General features: G+C 45.8%; 7 protein-coding genes. 2 read left to right on the forward strand and 5 right to left on the reverse strand.

The features are described 5' to 3' along the window. Nucleotides 1-30: 30 nt before the first annotated feature. From AB4589_RS04340 to AB4589_RS04360, 5 genes are all read right to left on the reverse strand, one after another. Nucleotides 31-1479, reverse strand: coding sequence for a DUF1254 domain-containing protein (locus AB4589_RS04340; protein WP_372099496.1), 1449 nt, complete (start codon nt 1477-1479; stop codon nt 31-33). Between the two features lie 12 nt (nt 1480-1491). Next, on the reverse strand, nt 1492-2169 hold the full coding sequence (locus tag AB4589_RS04345; protein WP_081229268.1) for a hypothetical protein: 678 nt from the start codon (nt 2167-2169) through the stop codon (nt 1492-1494). 52 nt (nt 2170-2221) lie between these two features. After that, entirely contained in the window at nt 2222-3760 is a 1539-nt protein-coding gene (locus AB4589_RS04350; RefSeq protein ID WP_372099498.1) for a sulfatase-like hydrolase/transferase, read from the reverse strand. Nucleotides 3761-3945: 185 nt separating this feature from the next. Beyond that, complete coding sequence (locus AB4589_RS04355; protein WP_372099499.1) at nt 3946-4842, reverse strand: LysR family transcriptional regulator; 897 nt, start codon at nt 4840-4842, stop codon at nt 3946-3948. A gap of 17 nt (nt 4843-4859) precedes the next feature. After that, nucleotides 4860-6011 (reverse strand): anaerobic sulfatase maturase, encoded by a 1152-nt coding sequence (locus tag AB4589_RS04360; RefSeq protein ID WP_372099501.1) that lies wholly within the window; start codon nt 6009-6011, stop codon nt 4860-4862. Nucleotides 6012-6253: 242 nt separating this feature from the next. Between AB4589_RS04360 and AB4589_RS04365 the strand changes: the two genes are divergently transcribed. Continuing rightward, nucleotides 6254-7654, forward strand: coding sequence for a DUF1254 domain-containing protein (locus tag AB4589_RS04365; protein WP_371707143.1), 1401 nt, complete (start codon nt 6254-6256; stop codon nt 7652-7654). Between the two features lie 140 nt (nt 7655-7794). After that, nucleotides 7795-8907 carry an OmpP1/FadL family transporter gene (locus tag AB4589_RS04370; protein ID WP_372099504.1) on the forward strand — a complete coding sequence of 371 codons (1113 nt, stop codon included), beginning with the start codon at nt 7795-7797 and terminating at the stop codon, nt 8905-8907. The last annotated feature ends 40 nt before the right edge of the window (nt 8908-8947 follow it).

Below are 8947 nucleotides of genomic sequence, written 5' to 3' on the forward strand. Positions count from 1 at the left end.
AACAAAACCTTAATCAGGTGATTTAAGGCATCACTTTATCGTGGTTTTTTTGACCTTAGTAAACGGTGTCGATTTCCATTTATCTGTTCTTACCTCTTCACCGGGCGTGTACATGCGTAACACTGAATACCATTGGTGATCGGGGATAGGTAAGAAGTTAGGATCATCTTCATGCCCTTTTACATCGCTACTCATGTAAATGGTGTAACTGCCATCAGCATTAGGCGTTAGCGTTCTGTCTCCACGGGAATGACGGTTTAAGTCGTTTTTCTCCATCAATCGAGTTTCACCACTGTAGGCCGTGTATGACCAAAAACCACCCTCTTCTAGCGGTGGCGCATCGAAGGTCACCGTGTAATCATACTTACTACCGTCGAGCGCACCACCTTCACTATCGAAGAAGTCACCGCTGTACATAGTGTGTTTTGCAGGCAGCCCCCACTGGCCCATTAAGGTGCCGTAGGCGTGCTGAAAGCTTGGAACCTTGGTCATTTCATCGCGAGTGCCTAACACGTCTCGTGAATCATCAAAGCCCGCATTGATGATTCGTTCCAGTCCGTCTTTTTGACCAGACTCGATCATACTAAGCTGCTCTGCCGTAAATGGATGACTGGCTTTGCCTAATTCAACATCTCCTAAGCCAATGTACTCAAACAGTTCAAGCAGCTTTTGGTCATGTGCCTTCATGGTTCCTTCAGACAGAATGAAATTGGTTCGCTCGACCCAATTAGAGTCTTCAGGATCTGGATACTCGCGCTCAATAGGAACTGGCCCTTTCTGACCTAAGTATTCCGACAACGTCCTAACATTCCATTGATCCATTAACTTTTGAGCAGTTGCAGAATCGTCACCGCCAAGGTCCATGATTCGACCCATCATTTTGACCAGCGGGTGCTCGACATAGATGACTTGATCGACACTCGCAGGCACTTCACCTTTCCACCCTTCAACTGCATACATGAAACTGCCGCCTTTTGTGCCTCGCTGTGGAGAGCCAAAAGCCGAGTCAGTAAAGTGCTGCATATTCATGGTATGGAACAACCAGTATCGATTGTCATCATGGTCTGGAATCGTAACGATGACAGGCTCTGCTGCTAGGTCCATCCAACCCATCAAATGTAACGTGTCATTGTTAATCGTCGGGTGCGCAGTGTAAGTGTCGTCAGCAAGTATTCGAATATTTTGGAATCGATTCAAAGGGTAGTCTTGCTCAACGACGGTTTTGTAAAAGTATTTGTAGGCTTCATCTGTCGAGTACGCGTATTCGTAGGCAAGTTGTGCCAATAGCTGATTATCCTTTTTGAGCGACGCTAAACTCGCCATCTCAACGGGTAGAGTTTCCGTCTTTATCTCCATTGCTGTTTTTGTTGCCACAGCTACGCTCGTCGCGTCCACGGATTGACTCGCGAGTACCGGAGACGGAAGTGCAACCATGAAAGCACAAGTCAGTGCTGCCGCAAGTATGTTTTTTTTCATCATTTAATGTCCTAACTAAAAACGAGTACGGAAGGTGATCCAAGTGTTGTTGTCAGTATCACCACTAAAAATGATGATGTTGTCACTATCGACCTTGTAGCCCAGCTGCATTTCAGCAGAGAAATCTCGAGTGTTCTCACCATCCAATCCGTAGGTGTATTGGGGGGCGAGTAGAAGATAAAATTGGTCAGCAAAATCGTACTTTAGATAGTTGATACTGCTGATGATTTGCGTGTCCTCAAACTTATTATTCTCCTCCCACATTTGTCCATACGTTATGGCGCTATAGAGTTTAAATTTGTCGCTTAACTTGAATGCTTGCATCACACCAATAGAGGCGTAGTTCGATGTTAGATCGTCGTTGGAGAAGTCGTGTCCAGCATCAACAAATAAGCCGGTGCCCGTTTTCTTATTGGGTGTGAAGAATCGTGCTCGATAGTTTTCAAAGTTGTTTTTTCCTTCCAACTTACCCAACACACCCCAATCGCCACGATTCACGCCAAACTGGAAGGTAGCGCCAAGCCCTTTATTGCCCGCAATAATTTCACCTCCCGTATAAACAGCCATTGGATCAGCCATGTCACTGGCAGGTTCTTCTTGAGCGGAAACACAAAATGCAAAGGGGATAAGCGCAAAGATAGAGAGTGTAAAACTGGAAAAGGTGCCCGTGAGCAGACGTAACGGTTTCTTCATATTATTGTCCGATAGTAAGGTGCGCTTGTTACAGCACACCTTGTATTTGGCGTTAGTCAGCAACCACTGATTTGTCTGCCATACCAATACCACCGGCTTTCTGTCTTGGTGGAAACGCTTTGAGTGACTTCTGATATTCCGCCGCTGATTTTTGCAGCTTTGGTAATACCCAAGACTTCTCTTTCATCCATAAGAACCAACCACGAGTATCAGGGCTACGCTCGTAAGGATCAGCCTTGATGTTGATGAGCATCCCTAGTGGCCACTCTTCAGGAGGCGCAATCCACTCCGTTTTGGTTTTTAGGTGCACTTTCCAATCATCCACTCGGAACGCATTCAAATCTTGCTCGTTGTAGAAGAAGAACTCATGACGTTGACTCGGCTCGCCTTTGGTCAACATATCCAGCTGGTTATAACCATCCAAGTGGACTTGGTAACGCTCGCCGTTTAACTCTTTTCCATCTAGCAGCTCTTGCTTAATGTCGCCTTCACCCACTGCAGCCATAATGGTTGGCACCCAGTCTTCAGAAGTCATGAAGCCATCGGTGTATTCACCTTGAGGGATTTTATCTGGCCAGCTGATCAGCATAGGCACACGGAAACCGCCATCCCATGTCGTGCCTTTTTGTCCTCTGAATGATGCAGAGCCGGAATCAGGCCAGTGATCTAGGTTTACGCCGTTATCAGATGTGAAGAGAATGATGGTGTTGTCGATTTCGCCCAAGTCTTCAAGCTTATCGAGCAGCACACCGATCTGGTCATCAAGTTCAATCAAGCCATCGTAGTAGGTGTTGATTTGACTCGCGCCTTGGTACTCCGGGCGCACGTGCGTTTTTTGGTGCATACGAGTCGGGTTGTACCACATGAAGTAAGGCTGTTCGTCTTTCTCTGCTTCATGTCTATCAAGCCAATTCGTAGCAAACTCCAAAAATTCACCATCAACGGTTTGCATGCGTTTAGCGCCTAAAGGACCTTTATCTTCAATCGTTTGCTTTCCAACCACACCAAATCTTGGGTCTTCTTGCATATCCACACTCTCGGTAGCGACAGTGTGAAGAACATTACGAGGGCGACCTCTGAAGTTAGGATCTGTTGGGAATTCAGGCTGTTCAGGCATCTCCATAACATTAAGGTGGTAAAGGAAACCGAAGAATTCATCAAAGCCGTGCACCGTTGGCAGGTGACTATTGTTATCGCCTAGGTGACTTTTACCGACATGCACGGTCGCATAGCCTTTGTCTTTCAACATTTCGGCTAGGGTTGGATCTTCTTTTTGAAGGCCAAGTGAAGAGCCCGGCTGACCGACAGACGTTAAGCCTGTTCTGAATGGATATTGACCCGTGATAAAGGCAGATCGCCCCGCAGTAGAACTGCCTTGTGCGTAGTAATCGCTGACCATCATGCCGCGTTCGGCAATTCGATCAATGTTCGGCGTATCCACCGCGCCTAAACCACGGTGGTAAGCAGACAGATCCGTTGGGCTCACATCATCGAGCATGATGGCAACCACGTTGGGTTGGCTCGCTGCGTGTACATTGACGCTCGCCAGTACCGAAAGCGCCAGAGCGGATTTAACAAAAGACTTATACATTTATAACCCTCATTCACTATGAGTAAATCGCTGAAGTCACAACGAAAATTGTGCATGTCTCAGCGAACCATTGTTGAGGTAAATGGTATAAGAAAGACGCCAAAAATGGCTTGATAGCCACTATTACGATTCTTAATAGTGGCCGTTAGAAAGGGGAGTTATTTAAAGGGAATAGTAGCGTGATGCTAGGATTGAATAATCGACGTGATTTCTTTTTGAAGCCAATCCGTGAACGGATTATTGCGGTTTGCTTGATGAGTAAACAGTGCCAATTCTCGACGATAGGTATCTTTCAATAGTTCCGGCGGTAAATCGATACAACGATAAGAGTGATCAAGCAAATAGCGGCATTTCGACGATGTTACATAGATGAAGTCGCTGTCCTTAACGACTTCTAGCATCAAATTCATATTGTTGCTTCTGAGCCCGATGTGTTTATCTAAGTCGTATTTTTTGATCAACATTTCCGTCTTGGTCGGCTGAATGTAACCAGGGATCATATTGATACAGAGTGGGTATTTCAGAATGTCCTCAAGGGAGTTGCCTTGAATTGGGTGGTCTGCTCTTAGCACCAACATGAACTTATCAAAGCCAACTGGGCGTTCAGTCAGGGTTTTATTGACGTCCATAGGAAGATAGCTCACTCCCCAACACATTCGGTTGGTCTCTAGAGACTGGACGCCATTATCTAACCAAGGTGAGCATTGAAACGTCACTTGCGGCGCTTCTCTGGTCAGCTTTTTGATTAATGGCACACCCACAGGGATCAACAGCGGGGAAGGCAGCATGATTTGAATCTCCCCTCTTAAATCTTCCAAGCCCCACTCATCATTGGGTATGTAAAGGTTATCTAGTTGCTCTAATAGCAGAGGCAAGGTTTCGATAAGCTTCAAGCATTTTGGAGTGGGTTCAAGCCTTGCTTTATCTCGAACAAACAACTCATCATCAAATTGTTCTCTGAGCTTACGAAGCATGACACTGATCGTCGGCTGACTTACGTTCAAGGCTTTGGCTGCACTCACCGTTTGACGAGTTTCATTAAGCACCAAAATGAGCCGCAGTAAGTTTAGGTCTTTGGTCATGCCCTACTCCAAATGATTTAGAAAAGTGGAAAGTACGCTGGCGAATACCCTTTTTTCATCGCTTCTACCATAGGCAGTAATTTGGGTAATGCATGAAGAAAAAACATCTCATACCCTTGGCACAAATGATTCATCGGACTGCCATCTTCGGTTGTTGCTATTCTGTTTTTAGGACAACCACCTTGGCAGAGTTCAACAAAATCACAACGTCGACAAGTGTTGTTTAGCTCTTCATATTTGTTGGTGCCAAACGCGATTTGTTCTGGTGAGCTGGCCATGGTTGCAAGCTTATCACTGTTCATGGTGCCCAGTTGATGATCTTGATACCCATAATGGTCACAACTGTAAACATTGCCGTCATGCTCAACCATTAATTGCTGTCCACAAGTCGCGCTGTGATGGCACATTTGGCTTTGGTAACCCATCAACACCATTAAACAGTTTTCAAAAAACTGGATATACACTTTACCGACATCATTGGCGCTCCATGCATCAAACAAATCACAAAGAAATTGCCCCCATTGCTCGCCCGTTAACGACCAATCATGCCCTGTTCGCCTGTCCAACTCATGATCGATACAAGGCTGAAACTGCATGTAACCACTGCCATTTTCAACCAAAAACTGATAGATCGTTTTACCGTGTTTGTAGGTTTTATTGTTCACGACCGTTAACGTATTAAAATCAACATTGTGCTTCTTTAGATAAGACATCCCACGCATTGTGCGTTCAAAAGACGACTCGCCATTTTTGTCGATCCGAGCGATGTCATTCAGGATATTGGGCCCGTCGATACTGATGCCCATCATGAAATTGTGTTTAGCAAAGAAACTCGCCCAACGATCGTTAATCATGGTTCCATTGGTCTGCATCGTATTAACGACCAGCTTGGTAGTCGCTTTGCTTGCCTGTGTTTTCATCGCTGCTTCATAGAAATCGAGCCCTCTTAACATGGGCTCGCCACCATGCCAGATAAAGTCCACTTGCTGATCTTTCATTGGCTGCGCGTCGATATGAGCACCGACAATTTGCTCCATCATGTCCAAAGACATTGAAGACCTCTTATCGACATCTTGTCTATTGAGATAATAGCAGTAGCTACAATCCAAATTACATTGAGCCCCTTCTGCTTTAATGAATAAGCTAAAAGGATAAGTAGATGTGTTCATATCGATTCCCGTACTTTTTTGCCAACATATCAACCGAAAATCAATCAAACAATAGCGCCTCCAGCACCCTACCTGCACACGTTGTAGAGTCGCTTCACCACCCTAAATCAATATTAATTAAAACAAGCACTTGAAGCGCAAAAAGAGACTATTAACATCCTTAATATCGGCTATTACACTCCTTAATCTCACTTGCTCATATGATAAATGCCGAATTCTGTTCCTACGATCTAAGGTGTTCCATGAGAAAGCTCCTCTATAAGAAAAGTGTACTGACCAGTTTAGTGTGTTCTTTGTCCAGTATTATCGCGATGCCATCCCTTGCCCAACAATCTATTAATCCTGAAGAAGAGCTCGCTTACAATCTCGGTGTTCAAGCATTTATCTATGGTACAGGCCCATTAACCGTGGCGGCGGTTAGGCAAACGACCACATCTGTTGATGCGCCGATGGACAACGCCATGGCACCATTGAATGAGATGGGTAAAACACGCGTTCTATCCGGTCCTCAGGATAGAATTGTACCTACCGTCAACAACGATACGCTCTACTCACAGGCTCACTACGATCTGGATTTATCAGGTCCAATGGTGATTGATATTCCTCGCACCGATAACCGTTATTACATTGTTCAGCTATTGGATGCTTACTCAGATTCGATTGAAGATCTGCATGTGAAGAATGTCGGCGACCAAGGTTCAAAAGTGCTTTTGGTTAACAAAGGATGGGCTGGTGAAGTGCCAGAGGGGATTGATCGTGTCGTAGAGTCTCGCACTCCTATGGTTTGGTTAATTCAACGAACGGGCGTGTTTGGCGAGCAAGACCTCAATGACGCATTGGTTACTCACGATAAATTCCTCAGCTACCCACTCGTTCAACTCGGCGCAGAGCATGACATCGTAGAACTTAAAGCTTCGACAGGTCGCATCCCACCCATGGCGAGGCCTGAAGGGTTAGAGTGGTATTCATTGATTGACCGTGAGCTACGTAAAAACCCGATTCCAGAAGATGCTGCCATCGTTGATCAATTCCAGCAAATTGGTATTGGAGGATCGACCCCCTTTAACCCTGAATCACTAACTTCAGCACAGAAAAAAGGGCTAATGCGCGCGATTGAGTCTTCACAACAGATCATTCAATACGCAGGTCGAAGCATCGGTGATGTCAATAATGGCTGGTCGATGATGTACGAGGGTGGCCGTTACGGAAATGATTATCTGAGCCGAGCGAGCATCAATATGCGTGCGGCTGGTTTGAATGTGCCAGAGCGAGCACTCTATCCAAACCGATACACGGACTCGAATGGTGAGCAGCTGTCGGGAGACAATCAATATCGAATGACCATGCCAGCTGATGCACCCGCTGACGCCTTTTGGTCGTTGACCATGTACGACGCTAAAAACCTGTTCATGGTTGAGAACTTCATTCAACGCTACTCCATCTCAACCAATCGTAAAGATGAGCTGAAATACGCAGAAGACGGCACCTTGCCAATATGCATTCAATACGTAAAACCGTCCGATCCAACGTGTAACTGGCTACCCGCACCTCAAGATGACTTCTATCTTCACATGCGCCTGTATGAGCCAACTCAAGCCGTTCTCGACAATGAATATCCACTGCCACAAGTTGAAAAGCTCTAGCTCTAATTAAGCCAATTAAGTAGATCAAGTCAATTGCCACGGCGTTCTTAATGTTCGCTCGTGGCAATTCGTTCTATCCCTAAATACATGACTCAAACTGCTAGCAACATAACTCATACACTGAAAATGAGGTTCTATTCTTGAAAACACCTTTCATCACACTGTCTCTGTTAGTAACAGGGATAGTCAGCTCTCTCGCGCACGCGGGTGGATTAAACCTATCTCAGATTGCGACAACCAAAAGCGTTGGCACAGCCGGCGCAGGAAACGTAACCGCGAACGATGCATCCGCCGTGATCACCAACGCTGCTGGGTTATCGGCCATTGAAGAAAGCGCTTGGATTCTCGGCGTTCAATACCTAGATGTTGAAACCACATTTGTCCGTGACGATAACTCGGCTTCGACCACAGGAAGCAGCGCGGATGTTCTCCCTCACTTATCTTACGCATCAAGGCTCAATGACCAATGGGTCGTTGGCGCAGCATTGTACGCAGCTGGCGGCACTGGCGTTGAATACTCACACGGCGTTGGCGCGCACCCTGCTTTATTGTTCAAAGAAAATAGCATTTCGGCACTCAACTTAACGTCGTCATTGTCGTATCAAGTTAGTGAACAACTGTCTCTTGGTGGTTCTTTGATATTGCAGCACGCAGCGCTTGAAACTCAAGCTTTGAACGGTCGAGAACTCCAAGGAGATAGCCTCGACCTAGGATTCGGCCTGAGTCTCAATCACCACATCAGTGACAACACACAATTGGGTGTCAGTTATCAGGGCCAATTTGATCACGACCTTTCCCTTGATAACGCCAACGCTTTTGGCATTAGCTCTGAACTAACATGGGTTCGAAGCTTAAACTTAGGGTTGAAGCATTCATTAAATGAAGACTTAAACCTTCTACTCAGCTCCAACATGGAGACATGGCAAGATTATGATGACAAATACTCAACCACCTATTCTCTTGGGGTTGGTGTGGAATACGCATACGAGGATTGGTTGCTGTACAGCGGAGTGAGCGATGACACGAGCCCTGTAAGCAGTCAAAACAGAGATGTGTTACTCCCGCTCGATAAACAGTGGCGTATCGGATTCGGCGCTGAGAAGAAGATATCCAATGACTTACATCTTGGGTTGAGCTACCAATACCAAGATTTAGGCCATGGTGAAATTAATGCTGACTCAGGACTATTTCAGCCTTCTGGCAGCTATTCGACCAACAGAGTTCACTTCATCACTTTGTCTCTTCGCCATTAAAGCGAACTCTTAAGCGTTCCATTCTAGCTTCTAGCTTCTA

The sequence above is a fragment of the Vibrio sp. 10N.222.49.A3 genome, assembly GCF_041475145.1.
Lineage (GTDB): Bacteria > Pseudomonadota > Gammaproteobacteria > Enterobacterales > Vibrionaceae > Vibrio > Vibrio tasmaniensis_A.